Source organism: Opitutaceae bacterium TAV5 (genome assembly GCA_000242935.3).
Lineage (GTDB): Bacteria > Verrucomicrobiota > Verrucomicrobiia > Opitutales > Opitutaceae > Geminisphaera.
Genome location: CP007053.1, coordinates 5,175,835 through 5,198,513, shown reverse-complemented (window position 1 = coordinate 5,198,513; position 22,679 = coordinate 5,175,835). Strand labels below are relative to the sequence as shown.

The following is a 22,679-nucleotide window of genomic DNA, read 5'->3' as shown; positions in this document are numbered from 1 at the left end:
CATGCCTGCCTTTACCGCCATCATCATCGACCCGACGGGCAAGCGGCGCACGCTGACCGACCATGCGCCTGATGCCGGACAGTTTTATCAAAACCTGCGGGCGCAGAACTTTTGGCCCCTGCGGATTGCGGCGGTCCGCGCGTCGCGGTCGTTCGCCAGACTGACGCTCTCCGTCCGCGATTTTGTCGAACTTTTGAACCAGCTCGAATTGCAACTGCGCGCCGGCATCACCGCCGATGTCGCCCTGACCCAGCTTGCCGCCGACTCGCCGCCGCACAGCCGCGCCCGCCGGATGCTCGAAAAGATCGCGCAGGACGTGCAGCAGGGGATTCCCATCCACACCGCCTGCCGGTTTTTCCAAAACCTGTTTCCGGGTCATGTGGCGGCCATGATCGAGGCCGGGGAGACATCCGCCCAACTGCCGGCCACCCTCCGGGCCTTGGCAAAACATCTTTCGGAAATGGAAACAATCCGGCGCACCGCCCGCCGCGCTCTAGTTTATCCCATCGCCGTCCTTGTCGCCATCACCGTGTTATCGTTGTTCCTGCTCGGTGGCGTCATCCCACAGTTTGCCGAGATTTTTTCCACGCTTCACATGCAACTGCCGGCCACCACCCGCGGCCTGATCGCCATCAGTGATTTTCTGCGCTCCCACTGGCCGATCCTGACCGCCGGAGGCGTCGCCGTATTCGTGACTCTTTGGGTGTTTTCCCGCTCGGCCTTTTTCCGCTCGGCCCGGGATGCCGCGCTTTTGTTCATTCCGCAGATCGGCGACATCACCCGGTTTCTCGCCACGGCCCGGTTCGCGGCCAACGTCGGACTGCTGCACGAGGCCGGCATCCCCTTGCTGGACGCGCTCGACACCGGCGCGGAACTGACCGGCCACGTCACGCTGACCCGGCAGTTGCGAAAGGCGCGCGAGGGCGTCGCCGCCGGTCTGCCGCTCTCGGCCGCGCTTCCGAAGGGGCACGCCTTTCCGCCCTTCGTCGTTCCGACGCTCCGCGCCGGCGAGACCAGCGGCCAGCTCCGCGACGCCCTCGGCCACATCGAAGCCTACGCCGCGCAGCGCGCCCGTGAAAAACTGCTCACCGCGCTCATGCTCCTCGAACCCGTGCTGGTCGTCGTCCTGACCGGCGTCGTGGGGTTCATCGCGCTCTCCTTCTTCCTCCCTCTTTTTGACCTCCTCGCCGGTTTCAAGTCCGCCTGAATCCATTCTATGAATACAACCCGTGGTTTTACTCTTCTGGAAATCGCCCTCGCGCTCCTGGTCCTCGCCGTGCTCACCGCGGCCCTGACGCCCTCGATCACCGGCTCCATCCGGCATCGCCAGGTCGAGGCCGAGCAGCGCGTCCTGTCCGAACTGGCCGACGCCATCACCCGGTCCTTCGAGTCCGACGACTTTGACGAGAACCTTGCCGCCATGCCCGGCACCATCGGTTGGAATGATCACTGGACGGAATTTTCCGTCACGACCGGACTCCCCTACTTCACCGGAAGCCCCGGCCATTGGCCTTCAAAACTGTCCCGGCTCAATGGCCGCCCGCCGTGGGATATCGCCACCAACGCCAGCCGGAACGGGCGCCATCTCTTCGCCGCGCCCAGTGAGCCCGAACGCCAGCGGTTTGTCCTGTTCAGCCTTGTGGCCGCTCCGGGCGAACTGGCACTGCCTGAATACACCGCGAATCCGGACTGGGTCGATCAGATCTGGCGCCACAATTGGGAAAAGGCCGACTCGCTGCCCCCGGCGGAAATTGCCCGGTGGATGCAGGGCCGCGCCGGCACCACCCAGGTTTACCGCTTCTGCGTCCGCCGCATCATTCTGCCCAAATACACCGTCACGGTGAACAACACGCACCCGACCGATTCGGTCTTCGTCTCATTCGACCATCAGGAAAACGCCTTCGTCGTGCCGCCCGGCGCCGGCTCCCAGACCTCGCGGGGAATTTTTGCGGGGCGGCTCATCACTGTCCGCCAGGGCGTCGAGTCGCCCGACACCGTCACGCTGCGTTTCCCGCTCACCCGCAACGCCACCGTCACCTTGCAGCCTCCCGTGCCGCAGTCCGACGGAACCGTCACACTTCAATAACCACCTTTTACGCATCATGAAAATACGTTCCGCTCTCCTTTGTCTGCTTCCGCTCCTATCCGCCGCCGGCGTGACCGCCGCCACGATCCTGGATCGTCCCGTCGAAAACCTCCGTCTCGAGAAAGCTCCGCTCTCCGCCGCGTTTCGCGCGCTGGGTCGCGCCAGCCAGACCACGATCATCATCGAACCGGACATTTCCGGCGAAGTCACCCTCGACCTCACCGGAGCCAGCCTGCGCACCGCGCTCGCCGCGTTGACCGAGCCCTTCGGCTATCACTACGAGGCGAGCGCCGGCTGGATCACCATAAAGCGCTTCAAAACCGTCCTGTATCAGATCGACTATCCGCAGCTCACCCGCAGCGGTTCCGGCAGCGCCTCCATCACGCTCGGCGGCAACAACAACAATTATTATGGCGACGGGTATTCGGATTCGCAATACTATTCCAACCGCTTCAACCGGACCGACAGTGAGGGCCGGAACGGCTCCGGTTCCGACGTCACCCAGGTCTCCATCTCTCAGGAGAACCAGAACACGTTCTGGGCCAATCTGGAGACGGAGGTGCGCAGCATGCTCCGGGAGGGCGAGACCCTGGTCTTGAACCGCTTCAGCGGCATTGCGCAGATCACCGCGCCGGCCCGCCGCCATGCCGTCATCAAAGAGTTTTTTGAACTGACCAACCGCCGCATCACCCAGCAAGTCGAGATTGACGCGCAACTGGTCGAGGTCTCGCTGCGCGACGAAAGAAAGCTCGGCGTGGACTGGGAGCTGGCCGGAGCCACGATCAAAAACGTGGCGCTGGGCGCAACCGCCCCGCTCGACCTCGCCGGCCTCGGAGGAAACATGCTCTCCGGCAACACACTTGTCGCCAACCTCGGGTTCGGCAGCAAGGCGTCGGCCGTCATCCAGGCACTGCAACAGCAGGGGGACGTGACCACCGTTTCCCAGCCTCGTCTGCGCGCGCTCAACAACCAGACCGCTTTCATTAAAGTTGGCCAGGATCAACCGTTCTTCCGTTTGCAGCAAAGCACCTCGCTGACCCAGGCCGGCATCACCAACCCGGTCAACCAGACGCAGAACACCTATTCGGTCAGCACGATCACCATCGGCACGATTTTGGCGATCACGCCGCAAATCGGGGCCGACGGCGTCATCACGCTCGATGTTTTGCCCGCCATCACGCGGCTGCAATCCGTCGTGACCAGCCCGGACGGGATGCAGACCGCGCCGGCCGTCGAGGTGAAGCAGGCGTCCACCATCGTCCGGCTCCGCGACGGCGAAACCGTTGTCATCGGCGGACTCATCGCCGACGAGCAGTCCGAAGGGGAGCGGGCCGTCCCGCTGCTTTCCTCCGTCCCGATTCTCGGCCGCGCCTTCCGCACCCAGGCCACCACCAAACACCGCAGCGAACTGGTCATTTTTCTTACGCCCCGGCTCATCAAATAACCGGACTCGCCGCATTTTTCCATGCACCCGCTTTTCGAAAAAGTCTCCGCGCACTTCCCGCGTTTTTCCGCTCCCGAACTTCCGCCCGGGGCGGACGCGCCGGACGTCACCCGAATCCTCCAATCCACCCTGACGGCAGCGGCGGAGGAGGAGGCCAGCGACGTGCATTTCGAGCCGAAGGAGGATTGCCTGCTGGTCCGCTTCCGCATCGACGGCGCCATGCTGGAACACGCACGGCTGCCTCTTGCCCAGCGGGAACCGCTGCTGGCGAGGATCAAGATTTTCGGCAGCATGGACATTACCGAAAAACGTCTGCCGCAGGACGGACGCGCCCGGTTGAACGAGGACGGAAAAAACATCCATCTGCGCATCAGCAGCCTGCCGACGGTTCACGGAGAAAGCCTCGTCGTGCGCCTGCTCGACCAAGCCATGCCGGTGAAGGAGTTTCCCGGCCTCGGCCTGACGGCGGAGCAATCTGTTGCGCTGCATGACGCATTGCACGGTCCCGCCGGCCTGATTTTTTTGACCGGTCCCACCGGCTCCGGTAAAACCACGACGCTCCATGCCGCCCTGCACGCGCTCGACTTCCGCGGGCGGGTCATCTGCACGCTGGAAGACCCGGTCGAATACGAACTGGCCGTGATTCGCCAGACCGAGATCCGCGAAAAAATCGGACTGACCTTCGCCTCCTCGCTCCGCTCGCTGCTGAGACAAAATCCCGACGTGATCCTTGTCGGCGAGACCCGCGACACCGAGACCGCGCAGCTCGCCGTCCGCGCCGCGCTCACCGGACATCTGGTGCTCTCGACCCTGCACACCAACAACGCGCTCGCCGCCATCCCGCGCCTGCTCGATCTCGGCGTCGAACCATTCCTCCTCGCCGCCTCGCTCCGGCTCGTCGCCGCCCAGCGGCTCGTCCGGCGACTCTGCCCGCAGTGCAAGCAGCCGCACCCGGAGAACGCCCGCCTTGCGGAAAAATACCATCTGCCCGACGCGCGCTTTGCCCGGGCCTCGGATACGGGCTGCCCGGCCTGCAAGCAGCGCGGTTATCGCGGACGGATCGGCCTGCACGAGGTCATTCCCGCCGCTCCGTATCTCCCGCTCGTCGCCGCCAGTGCGCCGATGGCGGAATTTGAAAAACTCCACGCCCAGTCCGGCGTCCTCACGCTCTGGCAGCATGGTCTGTCAGCGGCTGCCGCCGGGCACACTTCTGTAGAAGAAATCCTCCGCGTCCTCTGACCATATAACCCGACAACTTCCTCCCACACATCTCGGCTACCCCGCATCGCTCTCCCGGAAGACGGTCGTTTTCCGGTCACATCAACCTGCGTATTCATCATGCACTACCATACAAAACACCCGCGCGTTTCGCGCACCCACCAACAGAAGGGGTTCACCCTTCTCGAACTCGGCCTCGTGCTTGGCATCATTGCCGTCCTCGTCGCCATCCTCCTGCCCAAGGGATTTGACGCCCTGCGTCATGCCCGCATCCAGCAGGTCGCAAAAACCGTCGAGACGGCCAAAACCGCCATCGTCAACTACCTCTCGCTCCCCGGCGGCAACGGCAATCTGCCTCGCACCGAGGGCGCTAACATTCCCGTGACTGGCGCCGGCCTCATCGCCGCCAGCGATGAGGTCAAAAGCAAGGCTGCCCGGCTCGACGCCATCCTGCTGCTGACCGGCATGCTCGAAAAACCGATCAGCGTCCGCATGGGCTCGCAGGTCCGAAACTCCTCCGGCGAGGGTGAGGAACTCTCCTGGAATCAGGGATCGTTGACCTTCACGACCACCATCGGCGGCGCCACGAGCCGCGACTGGTCCAAGGTTACGCGCCTTGAAGCGCGTTCGTCGGAGCAGATTCTGCCGTCGCAAGCCCAGGGCGCCAACTTCCGTCTTGATGGTCTCACCGACCTGTCCCCCAACCTCGTCGTTGCCTATCTCGTCATTCCCAACTGTCCCGGCAAGGACGCTTATGAACTGGCCACCATCCTCAATGGCTCGCAACTCGCTCCGGCCAACAGTTCTTCCGCGTGCGACACCGGCGTCGTCAGCTACGCCTTCCCGACCAATGGCGTGACCGACGTTTATATCTACCTCACCGCCCTCTGAGCCCTCCGCAACAAAACGGCGGGACGCCGGTGTGATTCCGGTATCCCGCCTTATGCCGCCTTCTCTCAGCTGATTTTTTCAACGCATCCACTGACCCACTCTGCCATTCCCATGAAACACCATCCGAAATTTTCCGCATCGCGTATCCGATACATAAATACATCCGGGTTCACCCTTCTCGAACTCGGCCTCGTGCTCGGCATCATTGCCGTCCTCGTCGCCATCCTCCTGCCCAAGGGATTTGATGCTCTGCGTCATGCCCGCATCCAGCAGGTCGCAAAAACCGTCGAGACGGCCAAGACCGCCATCGTCAACTACCTCTCGCTCCCCGGTGGCAACGGCAATCTGCCTCGCACCGAGGGGCTCAATATCCCGGTCATCGGCGCTGCTCTTTCCGGTGCCACCAGCGAAACGCTTGGTCCGGCGGCCCGGCTCGACGCCGTTCTCCTCTCCACCGGCATGCTCGAAAAACCCATCAGCATCCGCATGGGTTCACAAGTCCGGGTCTCCTCCGGTGAAGGCGACGAACTCATCTGGGACCAGGATGAACATGCCTTCAAAATGGACCCCGATGGCACACCCCGGCGTGATTGGTCCAAGGTCACCCGTCTTGAGGCGCGCACTGTTCACGGCGTCGTTCCGCGCACGGCCCAAGGCGCCAATTTCCGTCTCAACGGAAAACAGGAGCTTCCGCTCAATGCCATCGTCGCCTACATGGTCATTCCCGACTGTCCAGCCAAGGACGCCTTCGAACTGGCCACTCTGCTCAACGGCACCCAACTCGCGCCGGTCGAAGGGTTGTTTTCCGACATGGGCGTTGTCGTTTACGACACCCCCGTCAACGGAGTCACCGACGTTTACATCTACCTGACCACACTCTGATGCAAACCGTGCTTTTGTGGGGCAACAAGTGGTGGCTCGAAAACACCGCCGCCCCCGTTTCCTTCACGTCCCTCGCGGACGCCGTCGGCGCGCTCGCCTCCGCCCTGCCTCCCGGCAGGGAAAAACGGCTGCGGCTGGTCTATCAGCCCGACGACCTGGTCTCGGCGCCCACCCACTGCCCGAACGGCACCCGCAACCTTCTGGCCATCACTCTCGGCCCCGAGCATCCCGCGCTCGTCCGGCCGGGTTACGCCTGGAGTCACGAACCGATCCGGCGCGACGGCGAGGGGTTTGAAACCATCCTCCACTACGAGACTACGCCGGCCTTGTTCGACCTCGTCGCCGATTTGGAGGGCCACGGGTTTGTCGTCGAATCTGCCTGGCCGCTCGGCACCTTCCTGCACGCGCTGCCGCTGGAATGGCCGGCCTCGGGCGCCGTCAGTGTCGCGGCTGTCGAGCGCGAGCGCGTCTGCGCCCTGCGCCAGGAGACCGACGGAAAACGCTCGTTGCATCATTGGCACGGCGACAACGCCGTGGACGAGTTTGGACGCTGGCTCGGCGGGATCGTCGAACAAAATCCCGGGGATTCCGTCCTGCTTGTCTCCGGCAAGCGCAACGCGGCGAACATCAGAAAGCTGCTCGATCGGAAAGAGGGGCGCGAGGATGCGGCCTTCGAGTGTATTCCGCTTCCGGATGCACTCGTCCGTGCCGTCGTCCTGCCCCGCAAGCATCCGGCGCAGTTGCTGCCGCCCGCCCGCCTGGCGAACCCGCAGGTCATGGCGATGGCCGCCAGCGTTGCCCTGCTGGCTGGCGCGGCCGGTTTCGCCGTGCCGTGGCTGGGCGCACAGGTGGCCGCTCATCCGTCCGGCCCGGCGCAGGCCGCGCGGATCGCAACCCTCGAAACCGAAGTCGCCCGCCTGAACACCGAGGCCGAACAGGTGATCCGGGCGCGTGAACGCGCGCCGGATTCCGGCCCGCCGGTCGGGTTTTTGTTGCACCAACTGTCCACCCTGCCTTCGCAGATTGCCTTGGGCTCGCTGCGGGTGTCGGCGGACGGGTTCACGCTCACCGGTCATGTCGCGCCGGATACATCGCCCCGCATCCTGGAGCAGTGGCAAAAACAGTCCGGTTCCACGGGCAACGCCTGGCGGTGGCCTGACGGGGCGGTCTCCGCAGAACAAATCGGCTCCGGCGGCGCGTTCACGCTGCACGGTGTTTTCCAGACGGGCCAGCCCGCCGGACGCTCCTCCGGCCCCGCGTCATGAAGACCCGCCGACGCAAGCTCTCCCGGTGGCGAATCGCCTTGCTCGCGGCCAGCGCGTTGCTCTGCGGCGTCTCGTATGGCCTGCCCCGCCTGTTTCCGGCGGGCGAGGCCATCCATGCGAGGGCCGCCAGACTGGAGACCGAGCGCGACCGTCTGAGCCTGATCGTCGGGCAGGCACAAGGTGTCGCCGTCGCCTTTGCGTGGACGGACTCCGCCATCGCCGCGCTCCCGGCCTCGCTCGGCCCCGGCTGGCATTGGGCGGAGGCTCCGCCTTCGGACACCACACCCGGCTTGCTGGCCTGCTCCCGGACCGGACTCGACGAATGGCCCGCCATCGTGGACGCCGTCGAAAAACTGCACGCCCATCCGGGCTTGCGGGTCGATGCGGCGGAAATCACCGCCAGCGGCATCCACCGCCAGAGGCGTTTCGAAAAAATCATCATCGGCGTCCGTCTCCGCACCGGCGGCGCGCCTTCCGAATGAAACGATGCGCGATTGGCAGCCCAATCGCGCCCCGTTTCCCCGGCTGTTCTTTCTCCCGGCAACGCGACGGAAGGGCGGGCGCCGGATGCTTCGGGCTCCGCCTTCGGCTCGCTCCTCGCATCCGGTCCCGCCCACCCGTCGCTGCGCCGGGGGCACTACATACATCAATAAAACACGTATCCAAATGTTATCGTCATGATCACGCTCAACCTCACGCTCCCGGCCCCCGTGGCCGCGGAGTTTTATCAAGCCGCCGAGGAACTCAACCGCCGCTTCGGCGAAACCAGTCCCAAAATCGAGGCCAAAACCCTGATGGCCTTCGCTCTCGCCGGCCACGACTCGCAGAGCCTCTGCGAACAGTTCGACCTCTCGCTCCGCATCGTCCGCGGCGAACCGCCGCTGCCCAATCCCGTCATCAAATAATCAATACAAAACACATCAAAACGCCCTCATCGGCGCAAAAGGAAACCATCGTTATGGCACTCAAACCAAAATCCACCGACAGCACCCAGGAAACCCAGACCACGGCCGCGCAAAAGCTGCCCATGACCTTCCGGGACAACCCCGAGGTCAAAAAACTCATCGAGGCTCACAAGGCCGCCAATCCCCGCGACGTCGAATACTACTCCCGCCTGGTCCACGATTACCCCCAGCGCGCCATCGACTCGCTCATCTACAAGGACGTGCAAAAACACCAGGCTACCATGCGCCTGATCGAAAAGCAGCTCCCCGCCGCAAGGAAGTTTTATCAGGAGCAGCCGGAAGAAATCCGCAAGCGCATCGACCAGCGCCTCGCCGACGTGAATCCTTATTACAAGGACAAGGCGTTCGTGAACGAGGTCGTCAACGAGATGAACTTCCAGAACCGCAGAAATCTCATCCCGTTGCGCCCTGCGCCTGCGCAGGGGATGGCCGCGTAGGACGGAGTTCCATTGTCCACTTCGGCCCACTCCCGCCGCGTGATGACCTCCAGCATGGACATGACCTGGGGCACGCCCCAGGTCTGGTTCGACTACCTCCACCTTGAGTTCGGTTTCACCCTCGATCCGTGCTGCCTGCACCAAACGGCCAAATGCAAAAAACACTACACGCCCGCCGAGGACGGTCTCGCCCAATCCTGGGCCGAGGAACGCGTTTTTATGAACCCGCCCTATGGGCGAGACCTGCCCAAATGGATGAAGAAGGCGTATGAGGAAGCACGCGACAACGGCACCCTCATCGTTTGCTTCGTGCCTGCTCGCGTCGATACCGAATGGTGGCACCGCTATGCCACCAAAGGGGAGGTTCGCTTTCCCAAGGGGCGGGTGAAATTCGCGGACGCTCTCGACTCCGCGCCTTTCCCCGTTGCGGTCGTAATTTTCAGGTCCCGCTTGTGATGCAATCCCACCCTCGATTCGAGGCGTCCCAAGTTCTCGTCGCTTTCCCGGAGGCTGGGAAAGGGGGCGGTTTGGGGCGGGCGGGAGTCGCAAGCCGGACTTCGCGGCCTTGCCTCGCGCCGGATTCCGGCGCTGGCCGCTCGCCGGGCGGGGCTCCGGCGCGTTGCGCCGGGTTCGTCGAGCCATGCCTTTACGCGATTGAGCCAGGGGCACAAACGCCAGTCTCGCCTCTGTGAACAGTTTTTGCCGCCGGAGGTTTTTTCACGAATCCGTCCTTCCGGCAGGATGGATGTCATTTTCAGCAACCCAATTTATTCAATGAGCTATCTGGATACCCATCGATTCGACCATCTTTCGGAAGCCGAGGTTATTTCCCGTATCGGAGACTTGCTCGCTCTCGCCATTATTCGTTCCGGCCGCCTGGAAACAAATCCCCAAGGCTTGCAGCCGGATTTCAAACTGCTCCAACAGACGAAAACCACGCCTGGCCCGGTGGAGCAGGGTGGCGATCTGCTGACAGCCCATCCCCATGGGGATCATCCTTCAGACGAAACCGGCGCGATGGAAATCAAGGCGGCGTAACGGGCAAGGCCCGGGTCGCACTCGTGGCCGACCCGCTGGCATGGGATCGGCCACCCCGGGATCATCCTTGTTGTATCAGGGCAAAGCGCCGCCGTTGTTCGTCCTGCGGAAACTCGGCCAGCGCCTGCATCCGGGTAAAACTGTAGCGGCGCATGTCGCCGGCCTGGGTGAGGCTGAGCAGGAAGGTTTGGATCTCGTCGGCCAGAAGCAGAAGCTTCATGCAGTGAGTCACCGCGCCGGGCGTGATGTTTTCCCGCGCGGCCAGCTTCACCCGCGTCAAGCCGGGATTATCCTCCAACTCGCGAGCCCACGCCCGGGCGCGATGGATGGCATGCTGCGCAGGCGGCTTGGCGGCCGGTTGGGACGCGGTGTGCGGCCCCGTGCCCAACTCGCACGGAAACGGAGCCAGCAGGCTGACCGGAGCGCGGCAACCGGTCGGTGCAAGAATCACGAGGACCGGTAGCGTCAGCATGCGGACATCCCCTCCCGAGGCCGGAGCGGGCAGGCGGTGTTCGATGACCAGACGTTCTTCCATGCCTTCAACCAGGCGCCCGATCCGCAGTTTCAGACGAAGATCAAGAAAACGCGCTCCGGCGGGTGCATCCCCGGGCACGCGGGAGGACGGGCAAGGACGCACCTCCACCCGTTCCACAAAAAGCAGCAGCAAATCTCGCTGGTGATCCTGCGACAGCGTCGGGAGTATTTCGCCAAAACGCGAAAGCGACTGCCGGATGCGTTCAACCTCCAGATCCCCCTGTTCGCAGGCCGCCAGTTCGCGGTTCAGGTGCTCCCTTTCCACAATCAACCGCTGTTTTTCATCCTGCAACTGCCCAATCTGGTCCCGCATCAGATCGTCGAGTGAGGCGAGCCCGCCCACGGCGAGCATTTGCGCACAGTTGCGCAACTGCGAGGCCAGGCCATCCAGGGTGTGCTCGATTTGCGTCAGCTTTTCGCGCAGCGGCACGCGGTCCGCCTGACGATGGCGACGAGCGCTTTCGATGGTGGCCGCAATCACCTCGGGATGCTGCCCGCATCGACCAAGAAAGCCGGTGACCGCCAGTTCCAGCCCGGTCGCCGAGACGTGCCGCACCGGACAGGCCGCTTCGGGGCCTTCCTTGTGGGTGTAGCCGCAGGTGTAGTAACGGTAGGGCTTGCCGTCCGGAGCCAGTTTGCCGCTCGCGTTGGGGATCATGGTCCGCCCACAGCAACCGCAATGGACTATCCCTTTCAGGATATGAAAATGCTTGTCGCGAGTCCGCAGCCGGCAGCGCGCGGGTTGGAGGGAGGTCGCGATGACCGCGTTGGCCTTTTCCCACAGTTCATCCGTCACCAGCGCCTCGTGCTGGCCGGGGTATTCCTTTCCGTTCATCCGCACCCGGCCCGCATAGAGCGGGCGTTTGATCAGCCTCCGCAGGATGTCCGAACGAAAGCGTTTCCCTCCGATGTCCTCGCGATTGCCGTCGCGGCGTTTGAATATGCGGGCGCGGGTGCGGATGCCTTCCGAGTTGATCATATTGGCGATCTCCGTGAGCGGCACCAGTTGCGACGCGAGTTTGAAAATACGCTGAAGGATCGGTGCCTCGTCGGGGTGAGGGGTGAGCCCCTGGGTGGTCTCGTCGTAGAGGTATCCGAAGGGGACCTGGCCTCCGGTCCAGAATCCGCGCTTGGCCTGCTCGTTGAGCTTGATCCGGATCTTCTCGGCCGTGTTCAGCCGTTCATACTCCGCCACGCTCATCATCAGGTTGTTTTTCAGGCGACCCGAAGGCGTATCGTCGCTCAGGTCCTCCGTCGGACTGACCAGCTTGCAGTCGTGCTTTTGCAGGAAAGTCCGAAACGGTCCCCACTCGTCCGTGCTGCGCAGCACGCGTTCGAGTTTGAAAATCAGGACAACTTTGACGCTCCCGGCTTCGATCTGGCGCTTGAGCGCCTGGATGCCGGGGCGGTTTAGCGAACTGCCCGAGTAGGCAGGGTCGGAAAAACAGGCGACTTCAAACCAGCCTTCGCCGGCCTGTTTCCGAATATAGTCGCGGCAAACAGCGGCCTGACTTTCGCAGGAATCAAAGCGTCCTCCAACCTGGTTGACAGTGGAAACGCGGGTGTAGATGGCAACGGGCACGGTGCAGGCACCTGCCGTCGGGACAGACGGGATCGCTCTCATGAAAAAACCTTCGTTTAGGTTGATTGGGACGATCCTATTGGCCTCAGCCCCGGGTTGATTTGGTTCGACTCTTACTCTGCCATTATACCAGAAATTTTCACGCCGAAAATTTTAGCGATCCCTCCCGCAGGACGTTCCCGGAGCCTCTTTCGCAACGTTCGGCCAATCCCTAAAGCAGAACTTATCGCATGAACCGTAAAAATGACACTTACGTAATTTAATGACTATCAGTAAGTTGAGCGATTTTTAGCGATCAAAAAAACGGTTCAGAGCCAAAGTAAACTGGCGGAGAGGGGGGGATTCGAACCCCCGGTAGGCTGTTACACCTACAACGCTTTAGCAAAGCGCCGCTATCGACCACTCAGCCACCTCTCCGGAAGTGGGAGCCACCGAGGCAACGGGCCGGACCAAAAAGTGCAAGGCCTTTCTTGCCCGATTTTATCCCTCACCCTGCCCCGAGCGCCCCCTCCCCTTCGCCACCCGCAGCCGTCGCACCTGCTTACATTCGATACTTGAAAGCCTTTTTTACCTCCATCACCTGCTCGCGCTTCCGCATGTCGTCGCGCTTGTCATAAAGTTTCTTGCCCATGCCGATCGCGAGTTCGACCTTCACCAGCGCTTCCTTGAAGTACATCCGCAACGGCACCAGCGCCCGGCCCCCCACCTGCAACGCCTGCGCGATCTTCCGGATCTGGTGCTTGTGCAGAAGCAGTTTCCGGATGCGCCGGGCATCGTGGTTGTAAATGCTGCCGAACGCGTACTCCTCGATATGCGCGTTGTAGAGCCAGAGTTCCCCTTTCTCGAAGCGGCCGAAGGCATCGTTGATCTGCGCCCGGCCGGCGCGGATCGACTTGACCTCGGTGCCCCTGAGCTGGATGCCCGCCTCGAAACGCTCCTCCACCGTGTAGTCGCGCAGCGCCTTGGCGTTGCGGACTTCCGTATAGCGTTTCGAATCTTTCTTCCTGGCGGCACACATGACTGAAGGAGGGATCTGCACCGTTTGCCGGTGCGTAACGAAAAACCGTCACCGAAAATGCCGCGATTGCCGCAGGCGTCCCGGATGACGGTCGAATAATTGAAAACAGGTGAAACTGACAAACAACGGCGACAGCTTTCCGTGCCATCGCCTCCGGGGAGGCAACCGTCAGGCGGCCACCTCGTAAGTGATCTTGCCCTCGATGATCTCGCGCAGGGCGATGTCCTCGGGAGCGAGTTTTTCAAGTGACTCCACCAGCGGGCGATGACCGCGCCGGAGCTGCTTGACGCGGCGGGACACCACGTTGATGAGCAGGTTGGGGTCGGTAATGACCTTTTGCGCTTCTTTCAGGTAATCGTCTCTCATAGTGCGTGGTTCTGGTAAAAATGGGCGAACCGGAAACAAAACGCCTGCGCCGATCCGCGGTCAAGGCGTTATTTTCCCCCGAGTCACCCCCTATCCCCATCCCTCTCCCCCGCCTGCGCCTCTCTTTTTCTTTCGCTTCCCTTCTCCGCGCCGGCATTCCCCTCCGGGGACTTCAAACCACAAACGGGTTGCAGGCCCGTTCATTGCCGATCGTCGTCAGCGGGCCGTGTCCGGGCGCCACCACCGCTTCGGGCGGCAGCGCGGCGAGCACACGCGCCAGATGGGCTTTCAGCCGCTTCGTACAAAAATAGGCCCCGCCCACCGAACCGGCGAACAGGAGGTCGCCCGACACCAGCAGCGGCACGCCCTTGCAGGCCCGGGGGGCGCGCACGATGTAACAGTGGTGCGCCTCGGCATGGCCGGGCGTCGCCAGCACCTCGACTTCCGCCGCGCCAAAAACCAGCCGCGAGCCCTCGCCGATTTCGGTCGCACCCGGGACGCCCGACTCCACCGGTGCGAAGACCGGCACCGCGCCGAACCGCCGCCGCACTTCCGGCAGGCCGCCGAGGTGTTCGCGTTCCGCATGGGTGATGAACACGGCATCCAGCCGCGTGATCGCCGCCGGCCACTGGCGTTGCAGCGCACCCGGATCGTTGCCCGTGTCGAACAGCACGCCGTGGTCCTGCCGGCAATCCGCCACGATGTAGGCGTTGGTGACACCGATCCCGTGCGTCATGCGCAACGGATACAGGCAAAACGGGAGGCCGGTGATCTGCGGCAACGGATACTTTCCGGCGGCCAGCGCCTGCACGCCCACCTCGTTGAGCGACAACGCCGCCGCCAGCGCGCGGCATTCCTCCGGCGACAGTTCGTTGCGCCAGGCGATGGCGTCGGCGATGCGTTCGCGGTCGATGCCCGTGCGCTCGGCCAAGGCCGCCTCCGTCAGCCCGGCGCAACGGAGGGCCTTTTCCAGCACGTCGCCCAGTTCGTCTTCCAGCGGTGCGTGTTCGGTGACCATGCGGAGCACAATAGGCGTTTGCCGTCTCCGCGCAATGACAACCCGGCCCTGCCGCCGGCGTCCGCACTATCCCTCCGCCTCGTTGCATTCTCCGGCGTTCCGGCATCCGGACTCTTCCGCCACCCCCCCGCCCCCTCCGCAGCCTCCGGTCTTGCCGAAGAACCAATGTTCCGCGCAAGATTGCCGGAGAGCCGGACGCGCCTCTTCCCTCCTGCCCGGCTCTCCCGGTTCGTTTATCCGCCCGTCTTTTTACGAAAACATATGAAATACCACATCGCCCGCAACGGACAGGAAATCGGCATCTGGACCCTCGCCGAAATCCGGACGTTTCTGGAAACCGGCCAGCTTCTCCCGGGAGATCTGGCCTGGCGCGAAGGCATGCCGGGCTGGATCCCCGTCGCCGATGTCCTCAACAGCCTGCAACCTCCGCAGCTTGCGTCGGACGCCAGCACGACCGCAGGCGCAGCCGATGACGTCGCGACTCCCCCTGCCAGGCCGTCCACGTACCTGCTGCCGTCCGTTCTCGTAACCCTGTTTTGTGCTCTCCTTCCCGGCATCCCGGCGATCATCCACGCCTCGCGCGTCAATTCCCGCTACGATGCAGGCGACTATGCCGGAGCTGCCAAGGCATCCCGCGCCGCCCGGTTCTGGTGCCGGATCGCGTTCGTCTTCGGCCTGCTCGTGGCGGGCGGCATCGTTGCCTCGATCGTTATTCCGACCATTGGCAAGGTTCGCACGACGGCTGCCCGCGCCGTCGACGGCAGCAATCTCCGCCAGATCGGCCAGGCCTCGCTGATCTACGCGACCGAGCACAGCAACAAGCTGCCGCAAGCCGCAACGATCCACGACTACGCCCGTCAGCTCGCCGCCGACGCCGGGCTCGACGACGCCAGCGTGTGGTTTGCCCACGGCCGGGCTCCCGCCGGCGTCACGACGGTGCTCGCGCCCGGTGACGGTCCTCGCGCCTCCCGCGCCATCGACTCCGCGTTCCGGCAAAGCACGCCCGACGTCGTGGTCCCGCTCGGCGGCATCACCGCCGCCATGCGGTCCACCACTCCGGTCGCCTGGACACGCGGCCTGCGCGCCGACGGCACCTGGGCACCCGACAGCCCCTACCAAGGCGAAGGCGGATGGATCGTGTTTCTCGGTGGCCAGGCCACCTGGTACAACGACCTGAAAAGCCCCTCCTCCCGTCTCGTGCGTTTCCAGGACGGCACCCTCACCAGCGATATCCGCGAGGCCCTGCCCCCCGGCGTCCGGCTGAGCGAGAAGTGAACTTTACCCCGTCCGGTACCCCTTTTCATAAAAATTATCACTCATCGACGAAATACCCCTCCTTTTATCCTGATTTCCAAAGAGTTGCGACCAAACAAACAACTCCCGTACCACTCGTTGTGAGAGTGTTTCGCATCTGAATACTGGACGACCGCGCTTTCACCCACACTGTCGCCAGCGTCGCAATGCAAACATTCCTGGGAATCACCCTTGAGGTGATCGTCGTTCTCATTCTGGTCGCCGCCAACGGGTTCTTCGTTGCGGCGGAATTCGCCCTCGTCAAGGTGCGCGCCAGCCAGCTCCAGCCCATGATCAAGTCAGGCGGATGGCGCGTGAAGCTCGCCATCACCGCCACGCAGAAACTCGATGCCTCGCTCTCCGCCACGCAGCTCGGCATCACGCTCGCCAGCCTTGGCCTCGGCTGGGTCGGCGAGCCGTTCATCGCCCACCGCATCGCACCGCTCCTCGGGCATTTCGGCATCACCTCTCCGGCCACGGTCAGCTCGGTGTCATTTGCCGTGGCCTTTGCGGTCATTACCTTCCTCCACATCATTTTCGGCGAACTCGCGCCCAAATCGCTCGCCATCCAGCGCCCCAAGGCCGTCTCGGTCTTCACTGCGGGGCCGCTGATGTTTTTTTACGTTATCCTGTTCCCCTTTATCTGGACGCTCAACGGCACCGCCAATCTCTTCCTGCGCTGGGCCGGGCTCGACCCCGCCGGCGAGGGCGAACACGCCTTCAGCCGCGAGGAACTCGAATACGTGCTCAGCCATGCCCGCCATTCGCATCCGGGCGATTCGCTCATCAACAAGCTCATGATCCGCTCGCTGCGCCTGCGCGAAATCCAGGCCCAGCAGATCATGCGCCCGCGCGACCAGATCCAGGCGCTCTGGCTCGACAAGCCCAACGAGGAAAACCTCCGCTTCGCCCAGGTCCAGGGCCACAGCCGGTTTCCCGTGTGCCGCGGTTCGCTCGATGATATCGACGGCATCCTCCTCGTCCGCGAATGGCTCTGGCAGATTCACGCCCTCGGCATCGATGCGCCCGTCGAGCCCCTCGTCCGCCCGGCGCTCACCTTCACCCTGCGCACGCCGATCCACACGATGCTCGAGCTCTTCCGCTCCTCGCGCAACCACCTCGCCATCGTGCTCGACGCCGAGGGCAAGACGGCCGGCATCGTGTCGTTCGAGGACGTGCTCGAGGAAATCGTCGGCGACATCCGCGACGAGTTCGACATCGAGAACGGACCCATCTTCGAACACGGGGAAAACTACATTGTCGTCAGCGGCGTGCTCACCATGCGCGAACTCCAGGCCGAGACCGGCTGGACCTTCGAATGGCTGCCCAAGGAGACCGTCTCGATGTGGGCGCAGCGCCACTTCGGCAAGTTCCCCCGCCGCGGCGAATCGGTCTCCGTCGGGGAATTTGTCATCATCGCCGCCGATGTTCACGCCGAGCGCCTGCGCCGCGTGCGGGTGGAGCGCCACTTCCCCGAACCCGAAAACGACGACGAGGACTGACCGCTCCCCCCTCCCCCGACGCCGCGGCGCGCCGCGCTATCCCCGCGGCGCCCGCCCCGCCGGCCTGTTCCGCAGCCGTGCGAACAGGTCCAGGTACGCCGCCGTCTGCCGCGCCGGATCGAAGGTCGCCCGCGCGAACGCCCGCGCCGCCTCCCCCGCGGCGCGGCGCGTATCCGGATTTTCGATATACACCCGCCACGCCGCCGCCATCGCCGCCGCGTCGCCCGCCGGCACCACCACTCCGCTGACGCCCTCGCGCAGGCACTCGCGCGCTCCCGTCACCTCCGCGGCCACCGCCGGCAACCCGTGCGCCTGCGCCTCGATCAGAAAATTGGACAACGACTCCGCCCGCGACGCCAGCACCGCCACATCCGCCGCCCGGTAAAGCGGCGCCGGATCGGCCAGAAACCCGAAAAACCTCACCCGCTCCGCCATCCCCAGTCGCCGCGCCAGCGCCTCGCACTCCGCGCGCGCCGGCCCCTCGCCCGCCAGCCACAGTTCCCACGCCGGATTTTTTGGCAACCGCGCCGCCGCCTCGATCAGCGCCCGCTGGTTTTTCTCCGGACGAAACATGCCGACGCACAGCAAGACGACCGCTCCCGGCGCCTTCGTCGCGGACAGTTTTTCCACTCCGCCCGCCTGCTCCGCCCCGCTACCGATAGCGTCTCCTGCGCCGCTGTCGCGCCCCCTCGAATCGCCTCCGGCATCCGCCGGGAACACCAGCCCGTTGTAAATCACCGAGACCCGCTCCGCCGGCACGCCCTGCACCCGCGTCAACGTCTCCGCCGAGTCGCCGCTGTTGGCCACCACGTGATCGACCGCGTGCAGCGATTCCCGGAACGCCCGCTGCAACGCCTTGCCCGTGCGAAGCGTTCCCACGACCACCGCGCCCGGCAGTGTCCGCTTCACGAGCGCGCCCCGGCCATTCGCCATCCGCCCCATGCACAGCACCACATCCGGCGCGATCCGCCGCAGCCGCCGCGCCAGCCCCGGGGCGAAGCCGTTGATCCGCGTGTCGAACGGCTGCAACACCTCGTGCCGCGGGCGCTGTGGCGCGGGCGTCCCGCCCGCAACGTGGCATGGGCATCCTGCCCCTGATTCCGACGTGGCATGGGCTTCCGGCCCGTGTTCCGCGGGCGTCCTCCCGCCCGTTTCCGCCAGCCCTGCCGCCAGCACGCCGCCGGGCCGGAACGTCAGCACCGTCACCGCATGCCCCTCCGCCGCGAATGCCCGGGCGAGCAGCACCGTCTGCCGCTCGGTGCCGCCATTGCGCAAAAAATCCTGGAGGATGCAGATCTTCATTCCCGTTCAGTCGAGGTCTTCCCCGTACAGCACCCGCGCCGAGTCCGCCCATGAATTTTTCCGGGCCCACGCGCGCCCCGCCGCGCCCAGCCGCCGCCGCAATGCCGCATCCCCGAGCAGCCGCGCAAACGCTTCCGTCAGCAACTCACCCGATCCCGGTCCCGGCCGGACGAGCAAACCCGTCTCCCCGTCGTGCACCGCCTCCGCCACCCCGCCGATAGCGTGCGCCACGACCGGCAAGCCGTGCGCCGACGCCTCGAGATAGACCAGCCCGAATCCTTCCACGCTGTGTCCGTGCTCCACCGACGTGAGCGCAAAAATATCCGCCTCCGCATACGCCGCGCCCAGTTCCCCGTCCGGCACGTCGCCCAGGAAGCGCACCGCCAGCCCTTCCGCCTCGGCCCGCCGCGCCGCTTCGCGCAATTCCGCCTCGTAGCCCGGCCGGTTGGTCGTCCCCGCCATCCGGTATTCCACCCGCCGCCGCCACGCCTCCGGCAGAGCCGCCAGCGCGGCCAGTGTCTGTGCCTGCCCCTTGCGCGGATGCAGCCGCCCCACCGTCAGGACCACCAGCCGCCGCCCGTCCGGACCGGCGGCACCGCTGCTCCGCTCCCCTTCGCCGTCTGGTTCACCGTCCTGCCCGGCAGCCTCCCATCCGCTCCGCAGCGCCCCCGGCGCGAGCACCACCTTGCCCGCCGCTTCCGGAAAACACTCGCACAACAACCGGCGCGCATACTGCGTCAGTGTGCTCACCCGCCATGCCCGCCGGATCAGCCGGCGCGCCAGCAGGCGGATCACCGGGTCCGCATGAAATTTCAGCACCTCCGAGCCGTGAAATGTCAGGATCATCCGTTGCGGGCAAAATGTCCGCCATGGCTGCAACAGCATCGCCGCCAGCATCGGACCCGGCTCGGCGAGGTGCACCAACGCCCGCCGCAACCGCCGCCGCTCGCCCACCAGAAACCGCGCCATCGCCAGCCGGCAGCCCAGGTCGTGCGTCCCGCGCAGCGGCAGCCGCCTCACTGCAAACGGCCAGCCGGCGCGCTCCGGCTCCCCCGGTCGCAACGCCGGCGCCCACACCTCCACGCCTCGTCCTCCCGCCGCCAGCGCCGCTGCCCGGGCCATTTCCTCGCAATACGTGGCGATCCCGCCGCGTCGCGGCCAGAATTCGTGGGTCAGCAAAAACAGCGGGCGCATGGACGGCAAAGGTTTCATGCGGAGAGGCTGCGTCCGCGCCTCCACCCTGCCCGCCGCCCGCCGCGGCCGGCCCGAATCGTCGCCTCGCGCCGCCCGGAGCTTGACGCCACCCGCAACCCCCCTTTGTCTCGCCGCTCGGTTTTTCTGCGCGCAGGCGTAGCACAATGGATAGTGTAGCGGTCTCCGAAGCCGTTGATCCGGGTTCGACTCCCGGCGCTTGCACCAGAAAAAACGTCGACGGTTTCCCTCATGACCACGACCTGACTGCCACGGATGGCTCCACCGTCGCTCATGCCAGCGCCTTCGCCGTCTCCTTGGCGAAATACGTCAGTATCATGTCCGCCCCGGCCCGCCGGATCGCCAGCAGCGACTCGTCGCGCGTCCGCGCCAGGTCCAGCCAGCCCAGCCGCGCCGCCGCCTGGATCTGCGCGTACTCGCCGGAAATCTGGTACGCCGCCACCGGCTTCTGCGTCCGTTCGCGCACGTCGCGGATAATGTCCAGGTAGATGCCGGCCGGTTTCACCATGATGATGTCCGCCCCCTCCGCCTCGTCGAGCGCCGCCTCCGCGATCGCCTCGCGGCGGTTGGCCGGGTCGAGCTGGTAGGTCGCCTTGCCGAGCAACCGCGTGCCCGCCGCCTGCGCGCTGCCGACCGCGTCGCGGAACGGACCGTAATAGGCCGAGTTGAATTTCGCCGAGTACGCCATCACGCCCGTCTGCTGAAAACCCGCCGCATCCAGCGCGCGCCGGATCGCGCCGACGCGGCCGTCCATCATGTCGCTCGGCGCCACCAGGTCCACGCCCGCCCGCGCCTGCATCACCGCCATGCGCGTCAGGATGCCGACCGTGCGGTCGTTCTCCACATCGTCGCCCGCGGCGTTGAGCACGCCGTCGTGGCCGTGGTTCGTGTACGGATCGAGCGCCACATCGGTCACGACCGTTATGCCCGGCACCGATTCCTTCACCGCACGCACCGCGCGCAACACGAGCGCATCCTCGTCCAGCGCCGCGCTGCCGGTCTCGTCTTTCAGCGCCGGGTCGAGCTTCGGAAACAGCGCCACGGCCGGCACGCCAAGATTGTGCAATATCCGGCATTCCTCGACGAGATCGGCGATCCCGTAGCGGAAAACGCCCGGCATCGAGCCGATCTCCTCCGGCGGCGCATCCCCCTCGACCACGAACAGCGGCGCGATGAGGTTGGCCGGCGTCAGCACCGTCTCGCGCACGAGGGCGCGGAGGCTGGCCGTGCGCCGCAGACGGCGCGGACGGTGGATCAGGTCGAGTGAGAAGGAGGTGTTGGAGGTGGCCATGTCCTGAAAAACGAATACGAAATCTGACGGGAAGGAAATCCGCATCATACAGGCTCTTCCGCGCCCGGCCACCCCATTTTCACGCCCTCCTGCCAGGCCCGTTATGCCGGCTGTGCATCCGGAAAAACATGCGCAGCTTTCCACAAGAAACACTCCGGCTTGTCCGTTGCGATGGTTCTGGCGGTGTGGTTTTCAGTACGGTGCACGGTTTTTTTTCGTGACCTTGACCGAAACCATGACCGCCTCCGACCATCCCTATGCCTTTCTCGCGCTCTTCGTCGCCATTGCCGCGGTCTTTCCGCTCGCCCTGATTCTGGTGGCGCAACTCTGGTTCCGGGTTTTCCAGCCGCCCAAACCCGGCGCCGAGAAAAACGCCATCTACGAATGCGGCCTCCCGTCCGGAGGCGATTCGTGGATCCAGTTTCGCGCCCATTATTACCTCTACGCGATCCTCTTCCTGATCTTCGACGTGGAGGTTCTTTTTTTGCTCCCCGCCGCCGTCGTTTTCACCGGCCTGCCCGCCGCCGCGCTTTTCGTGCTCCTCGCCTTCATCCTGCTCCTCGCCGAGGGCCTCGTCTGGGCCTGGCAACGCGGACACCTCGAATGGAAATAACCCCCGCCCCGCCTGCAACCCACACCATGAGCGATTCCCCCTCCACCCCCATCCCCGCCCCGCACGCGTCTCCCACCGTCACCGCCGAAGAGCGCGAATCCCTGCGGCAGCAGGGTGTCCTTCTCACCACCTTCAACGAAATCTACAATTGGGGCCGCACCCGTTCCATCTGGCCCCTCCAGTTCGGCCTCGCCTGCTGCGCCATCGAGATGATCGCCGTCGCCGCCGCGCGCTTCGACATCGCCCGCTTCGGCGCCGAGATTTTCCGAGCCTCCCCGCGCCAGGCCGACCTCATGATCGTCTCCGGCACCGTCACCAAAAAAATGGCGCCGCAAGTCGTGCGCATCTGGAACCAGATGGCCGAGCCCAAATACTGCATCGCCATGGGCGCGTGCTCCATCTCCGGCGGCCCCTTCAAGCAAGGCTACAATGTCCTCAAGGGCGTGGACCGCTTCATCCCTGTCGATGTCTACATCCCCGGCTGTCCGCCCCGCCCCGAAGCTCTCCTCAACGGACTGATCGAGCTCCAGAAGAAGATCCGCGCCGAAAAACTCACCGGCCCCGATCGCCCCCGCCACCTTCGCACCGACAACGATGGCGCGTATCCCGTACCCGAATACGGAGATCACGATATCGTCCCGCCGCACAACCCCGCCGTCTGGCGTCCCGCCGCTTCCCTCGTCCGTCCCGACAAACCCTGACCGCCGCGTCCTCCCTCCGCT

At 64.7% G+C, this 22,679-nt stretch carries 23 protein-coding genes and 2 tRNA genes; 17 read left to right on the top strand and 8 right to left on the bottom strand.

Annotated features, from left to right (window positions below):
- The first annotated feature begins 1 nt into the window (after position 1).
- The 12 genes from OPIT5_22110 (at position 2) to OPIT5_22055 (ending at position 10,226) form a co-directional block, all read left to right on the top strand.
- A complete protein-coding gene (locus OPIT5_22110; protein AHF94617.1) occupies positions 2-1,207 on the top strand; it encodes a hypothetical protein in 1,206 nt (401 codons plus the stop codon).
- A gap of 9 nt (positions 1,208-1,216) precedes the next feature.
- Positions 1,217-2,086, top strand: coding sequence for a hypothetical protein (locus OPIT5_22105; GenBank protein AHF94616.1), 870 nt, complete (start codon positions 1,217-1,219; stop codon positions 2,084-2,086).
- A gap of 16 nt (positions 2,087-2,102) precedes the next feature.
- Positions 2,103-3,530 carry a type II secretory pathway, component PulD gene (locus OPIT5_22100; protein ID AHF92530.1) on the top strand — a complete coding sequence of 476 codons (1,428 nt, stop codon included), beginning with the start codon at positions 2,103-2,105 and terminating at the stop codon, positions 3,528-3,530.
- 21 nt (positions 3,531-3,551) lie between these two features.
- Entirely contained in the window at positions 3,552-4,769 is a 1,218-nt protein-coding gene (locus tag OPIT5_22095; protein ID AHF92529.1) for a type II secretion system protein E, read from the top strand.
- 99 nt (positions 4,770-4,868) lie between these two features.
- Positions 4,869-5,639, top strand: coding sequence for a hypothetical protein (locus tag OPIT5_22090; GenBank protein AHF92528.1), 771 nt, complete (start codon positions 4,869-4,871; stop codon positions 5,637-5,639).
- 111 nt (positions 5,640-5,750) lie between these two features.
- A complete protein-coding gene (locus tag OPIT5_22085; protein AHF92527.1) occupies positions 5,751-6,521 on the top strand; it encodes a hypothetical protein in 771 nt (256 codons plus the stop codon).
- Entirely contained in the window at positions 6,521-7,786 is a 1,266-nt protein-coding gene (locus OPIT5_22080; protein ID AHF94615.1) for a hypothetical protein, read from the top strand. Before OPIT5_22085 ends, OPIT5_22080 begins: the two co-directional genes overlap by 1 nt.
- On the top strand, positions 7,783-8,268 hold the full coding sequence (locus OPIT5_22075) for a hypothetical protein (GenBank protein AHF94614.1): 486 nt from the start codon (positions 7,783-7,785) through the stop codon (positions 8,266-8,268). Before OPIT5_22080 ends, OPIT5_22075 begins: the two co-directional genes overlap by 4 nt.
- Before the next feature lie 195 nt (positions 8,269-8,463).
- Positions 8,464-8,691 carry a hypothetical protein gene (locus OPIT5_22070; protein ID AHF94613.1) on the top strand — a complete coding sequence of 76 codons (228 nt, stop codon included), beginning with the start codon at positions 8,464-8,466 and terminating at the stop codon, positions 8,689-8,691.
- Positions 8,692-8,744: 53 nt separating this feature from the next.
- The gene (locus OPIT5_22065) at positions 8,745-9,188 is read left to right on the top strand and encodes a hypothetical protein (protein ID AHF94612.1); all 444 of its coding nucleotides are present in this window, start codon (positions 8,745-8,747) and stop codon (positions 9,186-9,188) included.
- Positions 9,189-9,230: 42 nt separating this feature from the next.
- A complete protein-coding gene (locus OPIT5_22060) occupies positions 9,231-9,644 on the top strand; it encodes a DNA N-6-adenine-methyltransferase (GenBank protein AHF92526.1) in 414 nt (137 codons plus the stop codon).
- Positions 9,645-9,962: 318 nt separating this feature from the next.
- Positions 9,963-10,226, top strand: a complete 264-nt coding sequence (locus OPIT5_22055) for a hypothetical protein (GenBank protein AHF92525.1) — start codon at positions 9,963-9,965, stop codon at positions 10,224-10,226.
- A 61-nt stretch (positions 10,227-10,287) separates the two neighbouring features.
- Here OPIT5_22055 and OPIT5_22050 read toward each other — a convergent pair whose 3' ends face one another.
- From OPIT5_22050 to OPIT5_22030, 5 genes are all read right to left on the bottom strand, one after another.
- On the bottom strand, positions 10,288-12,384 hold the full coding sequence (locus OPIT5_22050; GenBank protein ID AHF92524.1) for a recombinase: 2,097 nt from the start codon (positions 12,382-12,384) through the stop codon (positions 10,288-10,290).
- Positions 12,385-12,667: 283 nt separating this feature from the next.
- A tRNA-Ser gene (locus OPIT5_22045) sits at positions 12,668-12,759 on the bottom strand.
- A 124-nt stretch (positions 12,760-12,883) separates the two neighbouring features.
- Positions 12,884-13,360 (bottom strand): single-stranded DNA-binding protein, encoded by a 477-nt coding sequence (locus tag OPIT5_22040; protein AHF92523.1) that lies wholly within the window; start codon positions 13,358-13,360, stop codon positions 12,884-12,886.
- 168 nt (positions 13,361-13,528) lie between these two features.
- Positions 13,529-13,726 (bottom strand): DNA-directed RNA polymerase subunit omega, encoded by a 198-nt coding sequence (locus OPIT5_22035; GenBank protein ID AHF92522.1) that lies wholly within the window; start codon positions 13,724-13,726, stop codon positions 13,529-13,531.
- A gap of 172 nt (positions 13,727-13,898) precedes the next feature.
- Complete coding sequence (locus tag OPIT5_22030; GenBank protein AHF92521.1) at positions 13,899-14,744, bottom strand: beta-lactamase; 846 nt, start codon at positions 14,742-14,744, stop codon at positions 13,899-13,901.
- Positions 14,745-15,005: 261 nt separating this feature from the next.
- Between OPIT5_22030 and OPIT5_22025 the strand changes: the two genes are divergently transcribed.
- Positions 15,006-16,019, top strand: a complete 1,014-nt coding sequence (locus OPIT5_22025) for a hypothetical protein (GenBank protein AHF92520.1) — start codon at positions 15,006-15,008, stop codon at positions 16,017-16,019.
- A 185-nt stretch (positions 16,020-16,204) separates the two neighbouring features.
- Positions 16,205-17,539, top strand: coding sequence for a hypothetical protein (locus OPIT5_22020; protein ID AHF92519.1), 1,335 nt, complete (start codon positions 16,205-16,207; stop codon positions 17,537-17,539).
- Between the two features lie 36 nt (positions 17,540-17,575).
- Here the strand turns inward: OPIT5_22020 and OPIT5_22015 are convergent, their stop codons facing one another.
- Both OPIT5_22015 and OPIT5_22010 read right to left on the bottom strand, forming a co-directional pair.
- Complete coding sequence (locus tag OPIT5_22015) at positions 17,576-18,841, bottom strand: glycosyl transferase family 1 (protein AHF92518.1); 1,266 nt, start codon at positions 18,839-18,841, stop codon at positions 17,576-17,578.
- Between the two features lie 6 nt (positions 18,842-18,847).
- Positions 18,848-20,200, bottom strand: coding sequence for a glycosyl transferase family 1 (locus OPIT5_22010; protein AHF92517.1), 1,353 nt, complete (start codon positions 20,198-20,200; stop codon positions 18,848-18,850).
- Between OPIT5_22010 and OPIT5_22005 the strand changes: the two genes are divergently transcribed.
- Positions 20,186-20,260, top strand: a tRNA-Arg gene (locus OPIT5_22005). The genes OPIT5_22010 and OPIT5_22005 overlap by 15 nt on opposite strands.
- 64 nt (positions 20,261-20,324) lie before the next feature.
- Here the strand turns inward: OPIT5_22005 and OPIT5_22000 are convergent.
- Positions 20,325-21,344, bottom strand: coding sequence for a delta-aminolevulinic acid dehydratase (locus OPIT5_22000; protein AHF92516.1), 1,020 nt, complete (start codon positions 21,342-21,344; stop codon positions 20,325-20,327).
- A gap of 235 nt (positions 21,345-21,579) precedes the next feature.
- Between OPIT5_22000 and OPIT5_21995 the strand changes: the two genes are divergently transcribed.
- Together OPIT5_21995 and OPIT5_21990 are read left to right on the top strand one after the other, a co-directional pair.
- Positions 21,580-21,957 (top strand): NADH-quinone oxidoreductase subunit I, encoded by a 378-nt coding sequence (locus OPIT5_21995; protein ID AHF92515.1) that lies wholly within the window; start codon positions 21,580-21,582, stop codon positions 21,955-21,957.
- 101 nt (positions 21,958-22,058) lie between these two features.
- Positions 22,059-22,658, top strand: coding sequence for an NADH-quinone oxidoreductase (locus OPIT5_21990; GenBank protein AHF92514.1), 600 nt, complete (start codon positions 22,059-22,061; stop codon positions 22,656-22,658).
- Positions 22,659-22,679: the final 21 nt, after the last annotated feature.